At 50.9% G+C, this 15,424-nt stretch carries 21 protein-coding genes; 1 reads left to right on the plus strand and 20 read right to left on the minus strand.

Annotated features, from left to right (window positions below; all coding sequences use genetic code 11):
• Positions 1–9: 9 nt before the first annotated feature.
• The 7 genes from ACZ5N7_RS07100 to ACZ5N7_RS07130 all read right to left on the minus strand — a co-directional run bounded on the left by ACZ5N7_RS07100 (position 10) and on the right by ACZ5N7_RS07130 (position 5,395).
• Positions 10–1,272 carry a CCA tRNA nucleotidyltransferase gene (locus ACZ5N7_RS07100; protein WP_464658406.1) on the minus strand — a complete coding sequence of 421 codons (1,263 nt, stop codon included), beginning with the start codon at positions 1,270–1,272 and terminating at the stop codon, positions 10–12.
• A gap of 4 nt (positions 1,273–1,276) precedes the next feature.
• A complete protein-coding gene (gene bshA, locus ACZ5N7_RS07105) occupies positions 1,277–2,449 on the minus strand; it encodes an N-acetyl-alpha-D-glucosaminyl L-malate synthase BshA (RefSeq protein WP_464658407.1) in 1,173 nt (390 codons plus the stop codon).
• Between the two features lie 34 nt (positions 2,450–2,483).
• Positions 2,484–3,182 carry a bacillithiol biosynthesis deacetylase BshB1 gene (bshB1, locus tag ACZ5N7_RS07110; protein ID WP_464658408.1) on the minus strand — a complete coding sequence of 233 codons (699 nt, stop codon included), beginning with the start codon at positions 3,180–3,182 and terminating at the stop codon, positions 2,484–2,486.
• A complete protein-coding gene (locus tag ACZ5N7_RS07115; RefSeq protein WP_464658409.1) occupies positions 3,179–3,598 on the minus strand; it encodes a methylglyoxal synthase in 420 nt (139 codons plus the stop codon). The genes bshB1 and ACZ5N7_RS07115 overlap by 4 nt, the downstream gene beginning before the upstream one ends.
• A gap of 66 nt (positions 3,599–3,664) precedes the next feature.
• Positions 3,665–4,468 (minus strand): 4-hydroxy-tetrahydrodipicolinate reductase, encoded by an 804-nt coding sequence (gene dapB, locus ACZ5N7_RS07120; protein ID WP_464658410.1) that lies wholly within the window; start codon positions 4,466–4,468, stop codon positions 3,665–3,667.
• Positions 4,465–5,010, minus strand: a complete 546-nt coding sequence (locus ACZ5N7_RS07125) for a tetratricopeptide repeat protein (RefSeq protein ID WP_464658411.1) — start codon at positions 5,008–5,010, stop codon at positions 4,465–4,467. The genes dapB and ACZ5N7_RS07125 overlap by 4 nt, the downstream gene beginning before the upstream one ends.
• Positions 5,011–5,056: 46 nt before the next feature.
• The gene (locus ACZ5N7_RS07130) at positions 5,057–5,395 is read right to left on the minus strand and encodes a nucleotide pyrophosphohydrolase (RefSeq protein ID WP_464658412.1); all 339 of its coding nucleotides are present in this window, start codon (positions 5,393–5,395) and stop codon (positions 5,057–5,059) included.
• Between the two features lie 252 nt (positions 5,396–5,647).
• Between ACZ5N7_RS07130 and ACZ5N7_RS07135 the strand changes: the two genes are divergently transcribed.
• A complete protein-coding gene (locus ACZ5N7_RS07135) occupies positions 5,648–6,523 on the plus strand; it encodes a YitT family protein (RefSeq protein WP_464658413.1) in 876 nt (291 codons plus the stop codon).
• Between the two features lie 6 nt (positions 6,524–6,529).
• On the opposite strand, the gene ACZ5N7_RS07140 is transcribed toward ACZ5N7_RS07135, so the two are convergent.
• From ACZ5N7_RS07140 to ACZ5N7_RS07200, 13 genes are all read right to left on the minus strand, one after another.
• Complete coding sequence (locus ACZ5N7_RS07140) at positions 6,530–7,384, minus strand: sporulation protein YpjB (protein ID WP_464658414.1); 855 nt, start codon at positions 7,382–7,384, stop codon at positions 6,530–6,532.
• A gap of 43 nt (positions 7,385–7,427) precedes the next feature.
• Positions 7,428–8,093: a DUF1405 domain-containing protein gene (locus tag ACZ5N7_RS07145; RefSeq protein ID WP_464658415.1), complete on the minus strand. Its 666-nt coding sequence runs from the start codon at positions 8,091–8,093 to the stop codon at positions 7,428–7,430.
• 100 nt (positions 8,094–8,193) lie between these two features.
• Positions 8,194–9,090 carry a c-type cytochrome gene (locus tag ACZ5N7_RS07150; RefSeq protein WP_464658416.1) on the minus strand — a complete coding sequence of 299 codons (897 nt, stop codon included), beginning with the start codon at positions 9,088–9,090 and terminating at the stop codon, positions 8,194–8,196.
• Positions 9,091–9,146: 56 nt separating this feature from the next.
• Entirely contained in the window at positions 9,147–9,818 is a 672-nt protein-coding gene (gene qcrB, locus ACZ5N7_RS07155) for a menaquinol-cytochrome c reductase cytochrome b subunit (RefSeq protein WP_464658417.1), read from the minus strand.
• Between the two features lie 14 nt (positions 9,819–9,832).
• Positions 9,833–10,378, minus strand: coding sequence for a Rieske 2Fe-2S domain-containing protein (locus tag ACZ5N7_RS07160; protein ID WP_464658418.1), 546 nt, complete (start codon positions 10,376–10,378; stop codon positions 9,833–9,835).
• A 235-nt stretch (positions 10,379–10,613) separates the two neighbouring features.
• Positions 10,614–11,045 (minus strand): DUF2487 family protein, encoded by a 432-nt coding sequence (locus tag ACZ5N7_RS07165; protein ID WP_464658419.1) that lies wholly within the window; start codon positions 11,043–11,045, stop codon positions 10,614–10,616.
• A 115-nt stretch (positions 11,046–11,160) separates the two neighbouring features.
• Positions 11,161–11,349: an IDEAL domain-containing protein gene (locus tag ACZ5N7_RS07170; RefSeq protein WP_464658420.1), complete on the minus strand. Its 189-nt coding sequence runs from the start codon at positions 11,347–11,349 to the stop codon at positions 11,161–11,163.
• 57 nt (positions 11,350–11,406) lie between these two features.
• Complete coding sequence (locus tag ACZ5N7_RS07175) at positions 11,407–11,919, minus strand: gamma carbonic anhydrase family protein (protein ID WP_464658421.1); 513 nt, start codon at positions 11,917–11,919, stop codon at positions 11,407–11,409.
• 66 nt (positions 11,920–11,985) lie between these two features.
• Positions 11,986–13,122, minus strand: a complete 1,137-nt coding sequence (locus ACZ5N7_RS07180) for a hypothetical protein (protein WP_464658422.1) — start codon at positions 13,120–13,122, stop codon at positions 11,986–11,988.
• Between the two features lie 230 nt (positions 13,123–13,352).
• Positions 13,353–13,538 carry a DUF2188 domain-containing protein gene (locus ACZ5N7_RS07185; RefSeq protein ID WP_464658423.1) on the minus strand — a complete coding sequence of 62 codons (186 nt, stop codon included), beginning with the start codon at positions 13,536–13,538 and terminating at the stop codon, positions 13,353–13,355.
• 61 nt (positions 13,539–13,599) lie between these two features.
• The gene (locus tag ACZ5N7_RS07190; protein ID WP_464658424.1) at positions 13,600–14,175 is read right to left on the minus strand and encodes a histidine phosphatase family protein; all 576 of its coding nucleotides are present in this window, start codon (positions 14,173–14,175) and stop codon (positions 13,600–13,602) included.
• A 21-nt stretch (positions 14,176–14,196) separates the two neighbouring features.
• The gene (locus tag ACZ5N7_RS07195; protein ID WP_464658425.1) at positions 14,197–14,817 is read right to left on the minus strand and encodes an anti-sigma factor family protein; all 621 of its coding nucleotides are present in this window, start codon (positions 14,815–14,817) and stop codon (positions 14,197–14,199) included.
• Entirely contained in the window at positions 14,814–15,407 is a 594-nt protein-coding gene (locus ACZ5N7_RS07200; RefSeq protein WP_464658426.1) for an RNA polymerase sigma factor, read from the minus strand. Before ACZ5N7_RS07200 ends, ACZ5N7_RS07195 begins: the two co-directional genes overlap by 4 nt.
• Positions 15,408–15,424: the final 17 nt, after the last annotated feature.

Below are 15,424 nucleotides of genomic sequence, written 5' to 3' on the forward strand. Positions count from 1 at the left end.
CGTTATAACTCACTCTCTGTCTATTTGTGCTGCGGCCTCCAGGAGAGCCGGCTTCTCGTTCTTCAATTCTCCCAAGGCGGCAAGCTCGAACAGCTTTCTCATCAAGCTTCCTATCCATGGACCCGCCGGCCGTCCAAGTGATTGCGCAAGATCGCTGCCTGTCAGAGCCAGCTGCTTCAGCTCGATGACCGGCATCTCGTCCAGCCACCCACCGCCTTCCCTCATAACCTCGTCCATGCTGCGAAATTTTTCGCTTCCCGAATCCGCTGCCGCCACGGCAGCCGCAAGCCACCGTTCGGCGGCAAGCGTGCCGAAACGGACAGCTGCCAGCTTAAAGGCCCGCTGCAGAGCTGCTGATCCGTTCGGCTCGTTATCGCGAAGCCAGCGGTCAAACGAAAGCACACCGGCGACCGACTCCCACCTGTGCCTTGCAAAAGTCAGCTTCCGCAGAATAGAGCCGGCCTGCTCAGGCGTTAAATCCATGCCGAATATAAACAGCACCCAACGGACAAGCTCATCCGCCGCGCCGCCCAGCGCTTCGATTTCCTTAGGTAATCCGCTGTTCCAATCCTTCAAGGGCAGCTCCAGGGGAACTTTCGTATGGTCCAGCAGCCCGCTGCGAACGAGCAGCTCTACCGCCAGCCTGGGCCGCGCGCCGCCGATCATCCGCTCCAGCTCCGCCCGGACCCGTTCCATGGCTATATGCTGCAGCAGAGCGGCATGCTCCAGGAGAGCCTGCCAGGTGCGCTCCTCTATCTCAAGTCCATACTCCGCGGCAAACCGCAGGCACCTGACCATCCTCAGCGCATCCTCCGTGAACCGCTGCGCCGGATTGCCTACGCAGCGAAGAATACCGCGGTCCAGATCGGCTTTGCCCCCGTAGGGGTCAATCAGCCGGCGGGCGCGGTCCATCGCCATCGCATTCATTGTAAAATCCCTTCGACGCAAATCCTCTTCCAGGGAGGTAATGAACTCGACCTCTTTGGGCCGGCGAAACTGCTCATACGCCGACTCCTTGCGGAAAGTCGTGACCTCGAACGGGTGGCCGTTCCAGAGCACCGTCACCGTGCCATGCTGCAGGCCGGTGGGCACCGTCCGCTCGAACACGGCGATGATCTCCTGCGGGGTGGCGGAGGTGGCTATATCGATATCTTTGACCGGACTGCCAAGCACCGCGTCCCGCACATATCCGCCTACAAAATAAGCTTCATAACCGCATTCCGCGAGCCGCTGCAGCAGCGCCTCCGCTTCCCGCTCCATTGTCGTCCTCATGGAATTACCCCAGACATTGTTTAGTCAATCCTTGCGGTTCAGGCACTGACCGTCCCAGCACCCTGTAATAAATATCTTCGTATTGCGAAGTAATGATATTGTTGCAGAACGTGTACCGCGCTCTCTGCAGGCAAGCCTCCGTGAACCGCCTGTATTTTCTTTCGTCCGTCAGCAGTTCCACTGTATAGCGGGCCATCGAATCGGTGTCTCCGACCGGGGCCAGGTAGCCCGTTTCTCCGTGCGTAATCAGCTCGGGAATCCCTCCGGCGTTTGATCCGACGGTAGGCACACCGCAGGCCATGGCCTCGAGGGCGACCAAGCCGAAGCTTTCTTTCTCGGAAGGGAGCAGCATGACATCCGCCAAAGAAATGATCTGCGCTACATCATCCTGCTTGCCGCAGAACATCACTTGTTCCATGAGCCCTAATTCCTTCACCTGATGGATGACCTTGGACAGCTCGGGCCCCTCGCCGACAAACAGAAGTTTCGACGGAACATGCTTGGCCACTTTGGAGAAAATATCCACCACATCGGTGACTCTTTTGACCGGACGGAAATTGGAAATATGAATCAATAATTTTTCATGGGGATCGGCGAACTCCCTGCGCAGCAAGCTGACGTCACGGGGATAATAAACCCTTTTGTCGACAAAATTATACGCCAGATCGATCTGTTTCTCTATGTTTAGCGAAGCTCTCGTTTCCCTGATCAGATCCTCGGATACCGCCGTTACGGCATCGCTTTCATTAATCGCGTAGGCGATAAGGTCGCTCAAGGATTCATCCTGCCCCAGGACGGTGATGTCCGTGCCGTGCAGCGTAGTAACCACCTTCAAATGATTTCCAACCATCTGCTTCGCCAGAAGGGCGCAGACGGCGTGCGGGATCGCATAATGCACATGGAGCAGATCCAGCTGCTGCAGCTTGGCTACTTGAGCCAGCTTGCTCGCCAGCGATAGATCGTAAGGCGGGTACTTGAACACGTGATAATCACTGACTTCCACTTCATGATAATATATATTCTTGTCAAACTTGCCCAAGCGGAAAGGAATGCTGTGAGTGATAAAATGGATTTCATGCCCCTTTTCCGCGAGCAGTTTGCCGAGTTCGGTCGCTACCACGCCGGAGCCGCCCAGGGTGGGATAACAGGTAATGCCAATCTTTAAAGCCTCCCTCATGGTTGTCCCTCCTTCAACACTATTGATATGTACGTCAAAACAAATTCACAGGCACCGGCTGCTTGGACGCGAAGCCTTCCGCATAGGCGACGGCCCCTGTTTGTCCGAGCAGGCGGTCCCTCGCTTCCACCCGGTCCAGATAAGCTGCGTTCAGCGGAGTAGCCACATAATCGTTGCCATCCCCCGCAGGGGTGAATTGGGATGCGTAGCAGCCGAGGGCAGCCATTTTTATATCCATTTGAGCCGAAATATCCGTCACAACATCAGGCTCGTACACATCGTTTATAAAATAAAAATAACACTGTTCCACAGTGACGGCATTCGTATACGGAAGATAATTGCGCAGCTTGGCGTTAAAAACCGCTTCCTGCACGATTCTTGAGCAGGCCACATGGTCGGGGTGGCGATCCTCCCAGTAAGGAGCGAAGACGATTCGCGGTCTGTGCTTCCGGATCTCCAGCGTAACCGCGTCAATATGTTCCTTGCAGAGGAACAGTCCCCGGTCGGGCAGCCCCAAATTGCTGCGCACCGCTATATCCAGCACGCGTCCAGCCTCCGACGCCTCCCGCTGCCTGAGCTCCACAGTACCATTGGAGGACAGTTCCGCATAAGTCAGCTCGCAAAGTCCCACCTTGTAGCCCGCGTCCGTGTGTTTGGCGATGGTCCCGCCCATTCCGATCTCCGCATCATCCGGATGGGCCCCAAAGATAAGAATATCCAAATTGCCGTTCATTCCATTTCACCCGGTTTATACTTATGGACGAGCTCTCTCCAGGCAAAATCCCCCCGCTCCAAAGCCTTCACCAATATTTCCGCCGATGCTACATTCGTAGCGACCGGTATACCGTGTACGTCGCTTAGACGGAGAAGCGCGATAATGTCCGGCTCGTGCGGCTGTGCCATAAGCGGGTCCCGCAGGAATACGATCAGGTCCATCTGGTCCTGTGCCACCATCGCTCCGATCTGCTGGTCGCCGCCTAAAGGTCCGGAGAGAAAACGGTGCACGTTCAAATTAGTCTGTTCCATAATTCTCGACCCGGTGGTCCCGGTGGCAAACAGGTTGTGCTGGGAGAAAACTTTTTCATAGGCGATAGCAAAGTTGACCATTTCTTCTTTCTTTCTATCATGTGCGATTAAAGCGACGTTCATAAACGAATACTCCTCTCTTCTGCAAAAATGAGGACAAAAGCCCTTCCGGCCTTGTGCCCCCTTACTCTATTCTATAAAATGCTCAAAACCGTAAACCAGGCCGGTTGTGTCCATGACCTTCTTCACGGCAACGTTAACCCCCGGCATATAGCCGGCTCGGTCATAGGAATCATGCCGTATCTTCAACGTCTGACCGAAAGCGCCCATAATTACTTCCTGCTGGGCGAAAATTCCCGGCAGGCGCACGCTATGTATTCTGAAGCCCTGATAATAGCCGCCGCGGCTTCCTTCAATCGTTTCCTGCTCTTTTGGGTTTCCCTGCCGGATTTCCTGCCGGTTCTCACTGATCATTTCCGCGGTTTTCACGGAAGTCCCCGAAGGAGCATCCAGCTTCTGGTCGCCGTGATATTCGATTATTTCAAGATGTGGGAAAAATTTGGCCGCCTGTGCGGCAAACTTCATCATAAGGATTGCGCCGATGGAGAAATTCGGAGCGATCAGTCCGCCGATTCCCCGTTCCTTGCACTGCTTGTCCAATTCTTCGATCTCTCCCGGAGTAAACCCGGTAGTTCCGATAACAGGCCTCACATTGTGGTTTATGGCGGTCCGGGTGTTAAAAAGTACCGAGTGCGGGGTAGTAAAATCGACGAGAACATCGGGCCTGGTTTGGATCAAAGCCTGCTCTAGGTCATTGCTCAAGCGGACCCCGCACGGTTCATTATTGACAATGACGCCGATGTCGGTATCATGGTCTGAATGATGTATGGCGGCAACCAGCTCCAGTTCGGGATCCGCCAGCACCATTCTTACCACTTCCCTGCCCATTCTTCCGGTTGCTCCGGCTACAGCTACTTTTATAATCGGGTTCATTGTATCGTTCTGTCCTTTCCTGCGTCTGTCTGATTCAACTGCCGCTTCAGGCTGCCGCGGTATTCCGCCAGCATATCTCTGGCCGCATCATGCTGGGGATTTAATTTGATAACCTCTTGGATAAAATATATAGCTGAATGAAAATCGTTCATCTCGGCGTACAGCCCGCTAAGCATCAGGTACCCCTCTTCGGCCAACGGATCAAGCTCAATTGCCCTTCTGAGCAGCCGTACCGCGGCAGCTTGATTCCCGGCGGCCTCTTCGCACAATTTGCCCGCCTGCTGGATGAGCTCCCTCGCCTGCAGGTTTTGCAGATGATAATGGTAATTCTCGTTCGAAGGTTCCAGCTTTAAGGCCAATTCGGCATGCTCGATGGCTTTGCGCAATCTGTTGTTCCTCGAACAGGTAATGGACAGCCTGTAATGATACGACGCATTGTCCCTTTCCAGCTCGATCGCCTTCTCGAAGCATTCTACCGCTTGACCGAAATCATTGTTAAGGATCGCGTCATACGCCTTTTTGATATACTCTTCTCCCTCCACTGCGCCTCCCCCTTTCCAAGAAAGGTGATGATACAGTGTATGAGAATCAGAGCGGTTCCGTGTTGGTTTTTGTCCAGCGGTCCGCATCCCTGGTGTTGAACTTGTCCATAACCTTATCATGCGCTGCCGTCAGGTCGATCCCCAGCGAATTCGCGAAGCAAATGGTGATGAACAGAATATCCCCCAGCTCAAGCTCAATCGAGTTCTCCGCTTCCGTAGGTTTCTTCGGCTTTTCCCCGAACCGATGGTTGACTTCCCTGGCCAATTCGCCGACTTCTTCCGACATTCTGGCCATCATCGACAGCGGGCTGAAGTACCCTTCTTTGAATTGCGAGATGTAACGGTCCACTTCCGCCTGCATATCGGCTAGTGTTTTGTGCGGCATAAAACCAGGCTCCTTCGCATGCGAATTTGCTCTCATCTTAATATTTATTACCATGTTAACGCAAAGAGGAGTTGAAAACAAATTTTTTCTTCCGCAGAGCACCGATTTAAAGATAGATTTTGCGGGTAAAAAATGTTTTATTTCGCTTTTAGCTGGCTTAAACTATCTTACACGCCAGAAAAGAGGCATACTAACATCGGCACCCGAAGTTAGCACCCTCTTTCAATAACAACACACGGAGGTCACTGCCTTATGATTCTCAAAAGCCGCTCGCAGCGTTTAAAGAATTTGCTTCTGATCTGTGTCGGTACGGCAATTTACGCGTTCGGGCTGCACTATTTCGTCATCTCCAATGAATTGATGGAAGGCGGAGTCACCGGGATTTCCCTGCTGCTGCACTACATAGCGTCCATTCCTCCGTGGCTCACAACCCTTATTGTCAATATTCCGCTGTTTTATCTGGGCTGGAGAGCGTTCGGCAAGCAGATGATGTTCTATACGGTGATCGGAACACTGTCCCTATCTTTTTTTCTATGGCTGTTCCAGTGGATGATTGACTTGAAATGGATCGTTCCTTTCGCCTCCCCGAAGGATTATTTTCTGGCAACCTTATACGCGGGAGTCACTCTCGGGCTAGGTCTGGGCATCGTATTCCGTTACGGGGGAACCACAGGCGGAGCGGACATCGTAGCACGGTTAGTTCAAAAATATAAATCGCTCAGCATGGGGCAGGTTATCCTCATCATCGATGTGCTGGTGATTGGAGCTTCATTGCTGTACATTCCGAAAGAAAAGATTCTGTATACTTTGGTGGCTGTGTTTATCTCCTCGAGAATTATAGACTTTATCACCGAGGGGTCCTACGCGGCCAGAGAATTTACGATCATATCCGATCATGCAAAACAAATCTCCGACGCCATCACGACCGAAATGGGCCGGGGAGTAACAATATTTGCTGCGCGCGGCGGCTTTTCCCAAACAGAACGTGAGGTCGTTTATTGTGTCGTATATCGCTCAGAGCTGTCTTTGCTCAGAACGCTTATCCATTCGATAGATCCCCGGGCTTTTATCATTATCGGGGAAGTCCACGATGTGCTGGGAGAAGGGTTCCGTACCGGAGAGCATTAATGCCGCTCATGTTTCTTCCTCAATCGGAATGACAACATTCTTCCTGCCGTTCTTATAAATACGCCATCCGGCGAAGGTCAGGACGGAAATGATAAAGGCTCCTATGATTACGGACAGATATGCTGAGTAAGGATTGTCGCCGAGCTCCATGAATGCCGAAGCATTGTTTTTGGTAAAAATACCGTTTACAGCTTCCCGGTAGCTGTTCAAGCCGTCCTCGATGATCTTCGTTTGCAGCATCTTTGCCCCCAATTGTCCTTGCAGGAACACCATCAATGAGTCCATCTTTTCAACGTCTTCGGCGGGACCGGAAATTCTCAAGGAAGGCTTGATCACAGCGTAATGCTGATTGAGCTGCTCCATGGCCTGCTGAGCCTCCCTGGACTTTCCGCTCTTTACAGTCTTTTCAATTTCATTAAGATCCTTTTGTATCAAGTTATTGTACTGCTGCCATAGCGGATGGTTCGGATGGCTGAGCGCGTCCGCTGCGAGCCGAACTTTTGCGGCCGCTGTCTCCGCTTGCGATTGGGAGAACTTGACAGCGCTGAAAGTACGGGCCGCTTCCGCCAGCGTATCCGTCAACGCATTCATTCCTTCTGCTGACGTTATTCCGTCAAAGGATAGGCGCGTGACCTGCGAATTCATTTGGATGAGCTTGCCTCGGGCGTCCATGACGTTGCCCTTCTTCAATGACTGATACATCTGCTCGGAGGTTTCATTGAACAATTGTATCTGCTTTATCTGTTGCTCCGTGGGCCTATGTTTAAGGCTCGCGCTTTTCTTTGCTACGGCGCAGCCGGTTAAAATAACGATCACTGCAATAATAATCACAATCACGGTGAAAGCCTTTTTAGACAACATGCGGACATCCCCCCTACAACATCTTATGGGGGGATGTCCACGATTAGACCTCGCCGGAACTCTTTTTTCGGTTGAATGTCAGAAGGAGGGCAACTAAAGCAAGCGTGGTGTAGCTCAGCAGAGTGGTGAACAAACGGACGTCGTCCAGTTGCGCTTCCACTCTTTGAGGAAGCCACGGATAGATGCCAAACGTATAATCCATAAAATCGTTAAGCAGAATCCAGACGCCCGCCCACACAAGATGCCGCCACCTGAACCGGTAAAGTCTCATATATAGAAGGGCTTCCGCCGCCATCCCCAAATGAGAGCCGGTCAGCATCCAATCCTGCCAATTGGTTTTGCTTCCAAGAGCGGCGGACCAAAAAATGATAGTAACCGCCCAAATTCCATATTTGACGGAGGCCACCACACCGAGCGCCTCGATCATGCCTCTAATCCACGAAATAGACTTCGGCGCAGACGGCCGGTACCGATCATACAATAAGCAAACTAAGGAAATTGTAAAAAACAGCGAAGCAGTAGGACTATCCGGCACAAAAACCGTGAACCAGAGAGGCTGGGTTTGGACTGTATAAACCAGTTGGTTCCAATACCAATAATAGCCGTAGACCGTGCCCAACAAATTAATCCAAAACAAGGCCCACAGCATAAACTTGTCCGAGAGAAACTCCCGGCTCCAATAATAAGAAAGTCTCAGTCCACCGTTCAAACCAACGCCTTCTTTCTATAAATAACCCCACAAAATAACCCGGCAATTGCCTCCTAAAAAACCTGATCGTCCTATAACGATCAGGTTTTTCGTGCCATCATTATTGAGCTTTTTTCTGCATTGCCAACCAATTGGCCAATTTGTCCAGATCGGCGTCCGTCAAACCTGAAGCTTTGTTTGCATCCCATTGAGGCCCCATTGCCTTGCTTGGAGTGCCGTTCTTCATAATATCTTCGATTTTGGCTTTATCGTATTTATCCCCGACTCCGATCAGGGAAGGTCCGACTTTCCCTTTCAATTCAGGTGCGTGGCATTGGATGCAAGTGGCTTTTTTGTAGATTTCAGCTCCAGGGTCATCTGCAGCGACCACAGCCGATTTCTTAGGTTGAGCCGGCTTGTTCGCTCCGCCTGCTCCTCCCGCTTCCTGCTTGGCTTTATGCATTTCCTCTTCCCGTTTGATATGCTCGGGAATAATGCCCTTTTCTTTCAGTTCCATTTGGTAATGGTGCCAGGAAGTGTAGGTCAGGAAAATGCATGCGATCAAGGACAATCCCATCAGCGAGCTTGCGATCGGACGGCGGTAGAACCGTCTTTCTTTCCCGGTGTCGAGAAAGGGAGCCAGAAGCAGCCCTCCAAACGCTACCATTGGAACCAGCATCGTTCCTACAACTACGAATTTGTCGGAGGTATATGGATATTTCAATAATTGGTACAAGAACAGGAAGTACCAGTCAGGCATTGGAATGTAACCCGGCGTTGTGGGATCGGCAGGATAGCCGAGCGGAGCCGGATCTGACATTACCAGCACTAATACTCCTACTAATACGACGACCGCAACCATCCACTCTTTTAGCAGAAAGTTAGGAATGAACGCCTCGGATTTTCCCGGGTATGCAGTGTAATCCCTTGGAAGCATTGCGTCCGCCGATGTTTTTTGGCGGACGCGCGAGTCGCCTACGTAAACGATTTTTTCATTCGGATTATGTCCGTGAGCCACGTGACTTACCCCTCCTTTTAGCCTTTGCTATCCAAGCAAGCTTAAAACTTGCCATCTTATAGCGGTCCGGATATTCCCTGCTTGCGAATCATGAAGAAGTGGCCTGCGAGAAGCGCCAGCAGCACAGCCGGCAGGAAGAATACGTGAAGAGCAAAGAATCTTGTCAGCGTCTGCGCCCCTACGATCGAACCACCCTGCAGGAAGGTTTGAATATACGGACCGAGTAAAGGTACGGAAGCGGCGATCTTGATACCTACCTGAGTGGCAAAGTAAGCTTTGTTATCCCATGGCAGCAGGTAACCGGTGAACCCCAGACCGAGCATGACGAAGAAAATCAGCATTCCGACTACCCAGTTCATTTCACGGGGTGCTTTATAGGAACCTGTAAAGAAAACGCGAAGGGTATGTAAAAATAACATTACGATTACCAAACTGGCTCCCCAGTGGTGCATACCGCGAACGATTACACCGAACGCCACGCGGTTTTGAAGGTAATCGACACTTGCATAGGCGTTTATAATGTCCGGCACATAGTACATGGTGAGGAACATTCCGGAAAGAATCTGAATCGCTGTAATAAAGAACGTCAATCCGCCGAAACAATAGACGAACGCAGAAAAATGATGGGCAGGGTTTACGTGCTCCGGCACTTCATGGTCCGCTACGTCTCTCCACATCGGCGTGATATCCAGACGTTCATCAATCCAGTTGTAAACATTTTTAAACATCTGTGTTACGCCTCCTATTTTACTCTAGCATTCGGATGAAGTTTGCCTACGTAAACGAAACCGTTCTCAACCTTCACGTCGTATTCGTCCAAAGGCGCAGGAGCAACCGCCAGGTTCTTGCCATCAGATGTGTAGTGTGCACCGTGGCATGGACAGAAATACTGGTCTTTGTAACTTGGGTTTGTGTTCCAGCCGACCGTGCAGCCCAGGTGTTTACAGGTTGGATTCAAAGCAAAGATTTTGCCGTCCTTGCCTTTCGAAATCCAGGCTTCGAGTTCGGGATCGCTCTCATACCAGCCGTCGATCTGATGGATCTTGAATTTGAAAGCTGTCGGTACATCGGTAATCTTGGACTCCTCAACTACCTTAACCCAAGCAGCATCTGCCTTGGGTTGGAGGATCGGGTCTACCGCAAAGCGCAACATAGGTACCAGCATGCCTGCTGCCATAAATGCTCCGGATCCGCCCAGGGTGTAAGAAAGAAATTGGCGGCGGGACATTTCGCTTTTCTGGCGCGGATTGACGCCGTTCTGCGGATCTTGCTTCTTGTGTTCAGTCATGTTCTACCCCCCTGACCGTCTGCTTGAAAAGGCTGCAGAACCTTCCACAGCATCAAACAAACCTATATCGTAGTCGTTCGACATTACACACACATTACTAGGACATTAATATAATAGCGCAGCGGTTATAGAGCGTCAAGAATGACTGTTATTACCAATCGCTGCCGATGCCGCCTATTCGTCACACTTTTAACTAATTTGTCACATTTTGGTCATAATCAGCAGAGCGAGGTAATTATGTACTGCTCCAGAGAAGCTGTATCCGGTGCGCAAGCCTGTTTTTGACTTCTGACTGCGCGGAACTGACTTCATCCGGGGATTCGGAAATAACCAGATCGGCGTTCTTCAATCCCGATTCGGAGAATTCCGTGCCAGCGGCGATAACAATCACTTTGTTGAATCCGGCCTCTTCTTTCAGTCTCCGGCATACGTCGTCGATTTGTTCCGGTCCCCCGGCAGCCTTATTGTAATGAAGTGCGGGATAGGTAACGATTCTGCCTGTGTAGGGGATTTCGACCAAGTCCATCACATCCCTTAACTGCTCAAGCTCTTGCGTCGCCTTCCAAGGCTCCTCCCCGCCCGCAAGTCCGGTGACCGGCAGCAGCACGGTGTCCAAAAAAGGCTTAAGAGACGGCCAGTCTTCCTTTGAAATGTCGCTGAATTTCATATGTTTGTCCACCCTTCGGAGGTTTAACGGCATTCCATATTCTAACACAAAAAAAAGACAGAGGAATGATCTTCCCCATATCTTTTTTCATTATCCAATCGGTTGGGCGAAGAAATCAGCCTTTGGAAAGAAGCAATTTGAGCTCGGTAGTCAGGGCAATGAATGATGCTTCGTCTCCCTTGGCCAGGGCGGAATCGATCTTTTTATACAGGTTTTCCGTCTTATATTTGCGAATTGCCTCATCCAAAACAAGCTCAGCCGCCAAACCAAGTACGGCATCATTAGACAAATTCATTTTTCCCATTTAGCTCACCTCCAAGCTAGGCAACGCTTTACCAGGATCACGGGCTCATTCAGAGGGTTACGCCTGCTGCTGTCTGTACTCCCATCCCTTGTTCACATAGCTTTCCATAGTCCGTTTCATTCTCAGCAAGTCCTCTTCCGTTAATTCTCTGACCACCCTGCTAGGGGTTCCGAGGGATAACGTATAGGCCGGGATTTTGGTATTTTCAGTCACAAGCGATCCTGCTCCTATTAAAGCATATTCACCGGTTTCTGCTCCGTTTAGTACAATAGCCCCCATTCCGATTAATGTGCCTTTGCCTATGTGGCAACCGTGAATGATAGCGCCATGCCCGACGGAGACTTCATCTTCTACCAGCAAGGGTTGGTCGAGGTTGACGTGCCCGATGCAGCCGTCTTGAATATTCGACCTGCTTCCGATCCGGATCGGCGCCAAATCCCCTCTTAAAACAGCGTTATACCATATAGTGCAGCCCTCTCCCAATGCGACATCCCCAATGATTTGAGTTCCTTCGGCAACATAACAGGATGGGTGTAACGCCGGCGTTATGCCGTTATAGCTGTGCACCATCAGATTTTCACTCCGTTTCGCCAAAGTTAAAAAAGGCTTTCTTTCTAACATATACTGTCGAAGCGGTTAGAAGTTGCTAGATGGCCGGTCCAGCTGAAGCTGAATTTTATCTTCGTCTTTCACATATGTACCCTGGATCAATGAACTTCCCAGCTTCGTCATCTGCACCACCGTACCTTCCCGTTCGTCCTCTCCTATCCTGAGGAGTCCCAGATGCATCATAAGCTGAAGGATCCGTTGTTCAAAGATCGATTCCGAGCTGTCATAATAAAAAGGCCGGATCAGCTGGCACAGCACCTGGCCGAGTGAAGCTGCCGTTACCCAGTGCCTGCACAGACGGTCAACCCACTGGACGATGCTCTGCAGATTCGGGATCGGATTTTTGTACAGCCTCAGCCAAAAACGGTACACGTCGGACAAATCTTCTTTTTTTCTGTCCTGCACCCTTGCCATCCCCTGCTCCGTCAAGCTTAGCCTGTCGCCGCTCTCCACGATCAAACCTGCGTAATAGCAGTAATCGTAAATAAATGAGAAACGGTTCGGATATTCCTTGAACCTGCGTCCGTAACCGAATCTCCACGCGCTTTTGCCCACCGGATCTTCTTTCACGTTGAACGAGTCCTGAATCTGGGACAGCGTCCTTTTGTACATAAATCCTTCCGCCGTCAAAACAACATCCTGCTGGAACAAATACTTTAGGAACAGATGGATGTCTTCTGTGATCATCATCTGCTCATCCCGATAAGCGGCGGGTTCTTCAATGGAGACGGTCTGCTGCTGGAACTGCTTGAACAGCACGTCGCCGAACCTCTTTTTCAAATCATTGGGCACCTGGAACAGATACTTGGTCTGCTGGGAGAAACCGTTAAAGAGCCACCCCTTTTGCTTGAAACTGGAAATCGTATCCCTTGGATTATGTACCCGGTTCTCTTCCTTCATAAACTTCGTTTGCTGAACTCTTGCCACCAGCTCTTCCAAAGAGAACGAGTTCCTCTGGTCGAAAAGCAGGGAATTCAAAAACCGGATATCTTCCATCGTTAATCCAAGAACCTGCCGTTCGAAAACTTCTCTGCGGCTCACTGTACTGAGAATCGATTGGATCAAGTCGTTCTTGGAATGGCCGTCGCACTCACAATCGTAATTCCTTGCGATCCGGCTAAGGTCGTGGATGTCCGCATAACTGAGCATATCAGCCAAATTCACAGGCTATCCCTCCCGTTCTGGTCTTCTCCGCTGGTTAGCTTTCGTTAGTAACCATTATGGGAATGTTTTCCGATTTTATTCTTCTCCACCAAAATTCCTTCACTGAGCTATTCGCGTTTCACAGGATGCCATTAGCACACATTGCCGAGAAACATGAAAATTCACACATAAAAAGGGAAACCTTAAGGCTCCCGAACCCACAAAAAAAAGCCCTTGGCTGGGCTTTCGTTTCAATCTTTCCCCTTCTCGGGATGGTTCTCGTCCCATTCCTCCGCTTTAGCCGTTGCGATCGCTATCGCCCTGCCTTCTTCATAACCGTCTTTCAACAGCGCATTAGCGATTTCCACAGCCTTTTCCCGTACGCGGGGATCCAGGTTTTTCATGGATGGCGGGTAGTCCCCTTTGTTCCACGGCATGCTAAAACCTCCTCTCCTTATTCCTTTTACCCCGGAGAGAAAGTTTAAAACTTCTCATACCTTATTCGTCAAAATGCTTCGTGCAGTTGTACAGAATACACTCCACGCCGGCCGGCGCCTTTTGCAAAATGGTCAGCGAGCAGTTGCGCAGCGGGTTATCCATCCTGTTATAGCCGATCAGTTCCAGCGCTTGGCCAATAAAAGCCCCGTGGCTGACCACCAGAATTTTCTTCCCGGGATAAAGCTCGGCGGTATCCGCAAGAAATTGCGACCAGCGCTCCCGCACCGCCTCATTCGGCTCTTCCTGAAGATCCAGGTTGCGCCAATCCTCGCCCCACTGCTCGATCCGCTCCTGAAGGCTGGTGCCTTCCAATAAGCCGAACCCTTTTTCAATGATTCTCGAATCGTATGAGAGCACCGGAATTTCCAGTTCCTGCGCTATCAGATCGGCCGTTTCCCTGGCTCTGGAGAGAGGGCTGCTGATGATGCCTTCCCATCCCTCGTGCCTTAGCCGAAGCGCCAGCTTGCGGGCTTGCTCGCGCCCTTCGTCAGAGAGCGGCGTATCGGTCTGCCCTTGAGCTTTTCCAAGACGGTTCCACTCTGTCACGCCATGTCTGACTAACCCCAATGTTGTCATGCCTTCTTCTCCTTCAACCTTCTATAATCGCGTTCTGGACAGCCAGTTCATAATCAGCAGAGTGCAGGTCAGCCCGAGCAGCGAAAGCGCAAGCAGATAATCCGGGTAGGTGTGTATCGGACCGATTTTGTACATAAAAGGCTCACTGATGCTCGCCACGGCTGACGACATCCGGCTGTCATCCAGGGACAGTGAGCTCTGGGAAGCAAGCTGCGGGGACTGCAACCCGAAAATCGACGTATCCGTAATGATCGATACCTGCTTGGGAACCGGCCTGTCGTGGGTCACCGAATATAGAAAACTGAAGACGAACAAGGTTATGCAGCAAACGATCAGAGCGGTCACCGTTCTTCTCAGTTTGTCGGAAATCCTGTACAGCCTGTCGGTCACAGGCACTCTCCACACTTCATCTCGGTAAATTCTGTCCATCACCGACTTGGCTGTGGTTGAGTCCGGCTCCGCGTCAGAGGCCGGTTCGTCAATCATGTTGCGGATCATATCGGTGCTTTCTTCCCACAGCCGAAATTCTTCGGCGCAGCAGGCGCATTCCTTTACATGCTCGTCAACCAACATCCGTCTAAGATCATGCTCCGGCAGATCCCAATAGATCGGCAGCAAATCCTGGATATGGTTACAATTCATTTGTGTTTCATCCCTTCATATTCTTCTTGTAAGGGTTCTTGATAATATTGCTCCAGCTGCACTTTAACGCTTGCCCTGGCCCGAAAAAGCAGCGATTTGACCGAGGAAACGGTCTGGCCAAGAATATTGGCAATCTCCTGGTACTCCATGCCGTCATATTCTCTGAGGATTAAAGCCGATTTTTGCTTTTCCGGCAGGTTGTTGATCGCGTCGCGCACCATGGTCACCTTTTCATTACGCAAGATCGTCTGTTCTGGCAGCGTATCGAATGAAGCGGAAGGATCCATGCCGCTCTGTTCCAGGGAATAGTTCTGGTTTTTACTTTTACGCAGTTCACTTAATACGGTATTCCGCGCTATGGTATAAAGCCATGTGGAGAATGACGCCTCGACTTCACGGAAGGTCTGCAGGCTGCGGTATGCTTTATAGAAAGTTTCGTTGCATAAATCCTCAGCATGAGCTTCCATGTGTGCGCTTTTGAGCATGTGATAGATAAAGGCGAGAATCTTGCGTTCATATCGGCGCATCAATTCATTGTATAGCTGAACGTTGCCGTCCTTTATTTCCCTGATCAACTGGGAATCGGTCATGAACTTGCGATCCTCCT

The organism is Paenibacillus sp. JCM 18996 (assembly GCF_055392555.1).

What these genes read in the sequence shown, in the direction of transcription:
- ACZ5N7_RS07100 (WP_464658406.1), bottom strand. Translation starts at nt 1,272, where the DNA reads ATGAGGACGACAATGGAGCGGGAAGCGGAGGCGCTGCTGCAGCGGCTC.
- bshA (WP_464658407.1), bottom strand. Translation starts at nt 2,449, where the DNA reads ATGAGGGAGGCTTTAAAGATTGGCATTACCTGTTATCCCACCCTGGGC.
- bshB1 (WP_464658408.1), bottom strand. Translation starts at nt 3,182, where the DNA reads ATGAACGGCAATTTGGATATTCTTATCTTTGGGGCCCATCCGGATGAT.
- ACZ5N7_RS07115 (WP_464658409.1), bottom strand. Translation starts at nt 3,598, where the DNA reads ATGAACGTCGCTTTAATCGCACATGATAGAAAGAAAGAAGAAATGGTC.
- dapB (WP_464658410.1), bottom strand. Translation starts at nt 4,468, where the DNA reads ATGAACCCGATTATAAAAGTAGCTGTAGCCGGAGCAACCGGAAGAATG.
- ACZ5N7_RS07130 (WP_464658412.1), bottom strand. Translation starts at nt 5,395, where the DNA reads ATGCCGCACAAAACACTAGCCGATATGCAGGCGGAAGTGGACCGTTAC.
- ACZ5N7_RS07135 (WP_464658413.1), top strand. Translation starts at nt 5,648, where the DNA reads ATGATTCTCAAAAGCCGCTCGCAGCGTTTAAAGAATTTGCTTCTGATC.
- ACZ5N7_RS07140 (WP_464658414.1), bottom strand. Translation starts at nt 7,384, where the DNA reads ATGTTGTCTAAAAAGGCTTTCACCGTGATTGTGATTATTATTGCAGTG.
- qcrB (WP_464658417.1), bottom strand. Translation starts at nt 9,818, where the DNA reads ATGTTTAAAAATGTTTACAACTGGATTGATGAACGTCTGGATATCACG.
- ACZ5N7_RS07160 (WP_464658418.1), bottom strand. Translation starts at nt 10,378, where the DNA reads ATGACTGAACACAAGAAGCAAGATCCGCAGAACGGCGTCAATCCGCGC.
- ACZ5N7_RS07165 (WP_464658419.1), bottom strand. Translation starts at nt 11,045, where the DNA reads ATGAAATTCAGCGACATTTCAAAGGAAGACTGGCCGTCTCTTAAGCCT.
- ACZ5N7_RS07170 (WP_464658420.1), bottom strand. Translation starts at nt 11,349, where the DNA reads ATGGGAAAAATGAATTTGTCTAATGATGCCGTACTTGGTTTGGCGGCT.
- ACZ5N7_RS07175 (WP_464658421.1), bottom strand. Translation starts at nt 11,919, where the DNA reads ATGGTGCACAGCTATAACGGCATAACGCCGGCGTTACACCCATCCTGT.
- ACZ5N7_RS07185 (WP_464658423.1), bottom strand. Translation starts at nt 13,538, where the DNA reads ATGCCGTGGAACAAAGGGGACTACCCGCCATCCATGAAAAACCTGGAT.
- ACZ5N7_RS07190 (WP_464658424.1), bottom strand. Translation starts at nt 14,175, where the DNA reads ATGACAACATTGGGGTTAGTCAGACATGGCGTGACAGAGTGGAACCGT.
- ACZ5N7_RS07195 (WP_464658425.1), bottom strand. Translation starts at nt 14,817, where the DNA reads ATGAATTGTAACCATATCCAGGATTTGCTGCCGATCTATTGGGATCTG.
- ACZ5N7_RS07200 (WP_464658426.1), bottom strand. Translation starts at nt 15,407, where the DNA reads ATGACCGATTCCCAGTTGATCAGGGAAATAAAGGACGGCAACGTTCAG.